General features: G+C 29.8%; 4 protein-coding genes. All 4 read left to right on the plus strand.

Going from position 1 to position 2,344, the window contains the following annotated elements:
• The coding region (locus tag B2U95_RS13690; RefSeq protein ID WP_414727682.1) for a tetratricopeptide repeat protein at positions 1–531 on the plus strand (531 nt) is incomplete at its 5' end.
• Positions 532–729: 198 nt separating this feature from the next.
• Positions 730–888, plus strand: coding sequence for a hypothetical protein (locus B2U95_RS13695; RefSeq protein ID WP_296317131.1), 159 nt, complete (start codon positions 730–732; stop codon positions 886–888).
• Between the two features lie 259 nt (positions 889–1,147).
• On the plus strand, positions 1,148–1,831 hold the full coding sequence (locus B2U95_RS13700; RefSeq protein WP_296317132.1) for a CPBP family intramembrane glutamic endopeptidase: 684 nt from the start codon (positions 1,148–1,150) through the stop codon (positions 1,829–1,831).
• Positions 1,832–2,095: 264 nt separating this feature from the next.
• The coding region (locus tag B2U95_RS13705; protein WP_296317133.1) for a DUF6090 family protein at positions 2,096–2,344 on the plus strand (249 nt) is incomplete at its 3' end.

The following is a 2,344-nucleotide window of genomic DNA, read 5'->3' on the forward strand; positions in this document are numbered from 1 at the left end:
GCTAACTGGGGAAAAAGAAATATTAGAAACCGAGATCGCCATCTACGATTGTACGAAGCATTAAATAGTAAATGTGAAGGAGAGTTCCCTGCGAAACTAGAGTATTTCGAGAATGAAAACCATGGTTCTGTTCCACCTATTGCTTTTTATAATGGAATTTCTTCGATTTTTAAAGATTACGGAATTTCTTTCAGAAATGTGGACACTAAGATGCAGCTAATCGAACATTTCCAATCAATTTCTCAACGACTTTCATGGAATTTTAAACCACCTGAGCTACTTGTGAACCGAATAGGATATAGAATGTTACGAAGTAGAAACGAAAATGATAAATCCAAAGCATTAGAATTCTTTATCTTGAATACAGAAAATTTCCCTAATTCATTTAATGCTTATGATAGTCTAGGAGGGGCTTATGAAGTTTCAGGGAATAAGAAAAAAGCAATCGAAAACTATAAAAAAGCACTTGGACTTAATCCCAAGAGCGAACATGCAAGAATGAAGATAGAAAACTTAAACAAGAGCGAATAAATACAATTGGTAACACCGTGTATAATTAATTGCTTGGTTCTCGCCTACTTTGAAATTCCTTCGGAATTCCCTCTAGTTCGTTCCATTTTTGCTAAATTAGGCGCTTAAACATCGCAACTAACCTTATACATAACCGTTATCTGTCATTGCTCACTCTGGTATAAAAAAAATAATTAAATTACTCTAAAGTGGTTTAAAATGAACTGTAAAAACTCACTCGGTCTTTGTGGATGGCAGAATTCTAATATAAATATCGAAATCAATCAAAACGTAACTGTTGCGAATAATAAACCTAACTCTTATATAATATTACTCAACGGATTTGCAAAGCATTGCGAAACTGTTCCGACGGATTAACATTCTGTACAAATCATTATTTATGTATTCAAATCTTGAAACAAAATAACGACAGCTAACAATATGCATAAAAAATGCTTATTTTGGTGCTTAACTAAATGATTGTTATCTGTTTGCTAACTTCTAATTTTCCTTCGGAAAATCCTGATTCTTAAACACGCTCATTCTAAACACGTAACGTTAGCAGTTATTAAGAAAAACAGTAGAAATTATAAACTTGAATTGTTAAATAAGAATAAATCAATATATAATTGTGGTAATGAAAAACAAAATTTGGAAAATACTATCTATTATAATTGGTTTTCCAATTTTGTATATATTATTTGGAAAGACCTCTATTGCAATAGAACTTTTTGTAAATAAAGATTTAGATTATTATATTCCATTTTGGGGAGGAATTATCGTGCTACATTGGCTTTCGGTATTAGTAGTTATAAAATTTCTAAAAAGTCAAAAAAAAAGGCTTGTCGATATTGGATATAAACTTTCAAATAAAGGAACTTTACATCTCGTAGGTGGCTATCTTTTAGTTGCTATTCTAATGTTAGTTGGTGTTGAAATATTGCTTAATAATGTAGAATTAGATCCTTCAAAATTTGGTGATATTTCGGGATTAATTCCCAAAACAACTTCACATAGGATCTTTTTTATTCTTCTTGTTTTTTCAACAGGTTTTTGTGAAGAAATCGTTTATAGAGGGTTCGCCATTACACAACTAAATGAAATTGGTCTAAATAAATGGATTGCATTAATAGTTGCTGCTTTCATATTTATAGGAATTCACGGAATTAATGCATATACCAATCGCTTTTTCTTCTTATTTGGCGGTGGCATTATGTTTGGAGTTACATTTCTATTAAGTAAAAGGCTTCTTTATTCAATTATAATACATCTAATTATTAATTTAACGGCAATGATGGCAATATTGCAACTAATTAAATAAGACAAATTTTACAGTAGAAAACTGGAAAATATTTAAAAAAAATGTTGGTTGAAATGTGAATACACAATTTAATTGAACAGAAATAAAAGGTTATGAAACAAAAACAGCTGCAAACAACGTATATAATTTATTGCTAGTTCTAGCTTACTCACGAAAATTCCGCTGGAATTTTATATCTGTGATTTGTTTACTAAATTAGTTGCTTAACCAAGCAACTAACGATATACATAACCATTGTGCTTCATTATTATAAACCGCTAACCAATGATAAAATTCTTTAGAAAAATTAGACAGCAGTTACTGACTGAAAATAAAATAAACAAATATGTTCTCTATGCTATTGGCGAAATAGTTCTTGTGGTTATTGGTATTTTAATAGCCCTACAATTAAATACTTGGAAAGAAAATAATACAAATAGACAAGTAGAAACCACATACCTAAAAGGGATTCTTAATAATTTAGATCAAGATATAAATTCATTAAAACTGTTATTAGAAAACGGTAATGAACAA

It is taken from the genome of Winogradskyella sp. UBA3174 (assembly GCF_002364335.1).
Taxonomy (GTDB): Bacteria; Bacteroidota; Bacteroidia; order Flavobacteriales; family Flavobacteriaceae; genus Winogradskyella.

Coding starts and splice junctions, on each gene's coding strand:
- B2U95_RS13695 (WP_296317131.1), top strand. CDS start 730: ATGAACTGTAAAAACTCACTCGGTCTTTGTGGATGGCAGAATTCTAAT.
- B2U95_RS13700 (WP_296317132.1), top strand. CDS start 1,148: ATGAAAAACAAAATTTGGAAAATACTATCTATTATAATTGGTTTTCCA.